This is a genomic window from Paenibacillus periandrae, from assembly GCF_022458865.1.
Lineage (GTDB): Bacteria > Bacillota > Bacilli > Paenibacillales > NBRC-103111 > Paenibacillus_S > Paenibacillus_S periandrae.
The window spans coordinates 1-255 of the sequence record NZ_JAJNMU010000217.1 but is presented as its reverse complement, the minus strand read 5'-3'; the positions used below and the strand labels follow the sequence as shown (position 1 = coordinate 255).

Genomic DNA, 255 nt, shown 5'->3' with positions numbered 1-255 from the left:
GGAAATTCATACGCCCGATGAACTGAGCGACGAACAGCGTTTCGGGGTTATCATAAATTCGCTGCGGCGGGTCGATCTGCTCGATCCGTCCGGCATTCATAACGACGATCCGGTCAGAGATCGAGAGCGCCTCCTCTTGGTCATGCGTTACGAATACCATAGTAAGACCCGTACTTGCTTGAATGTCGCGCAATTCTTCGCGCATTTCGAGCCGCAACTTCGCATCGAGCGCCGAGAACGGCTCGTCCAGCAGCA

1 pseudogene is annotated in these 255 nt (G+C 54.9%); it reads right to left on the bottom strand.

The window, feature by feature from the left end:
* A pseudogene (locus LRL21_RS45295) lies at window positions 1-255 on the bottom strand (ABC transporter ATP-binding protein); the annotation flags it as partial.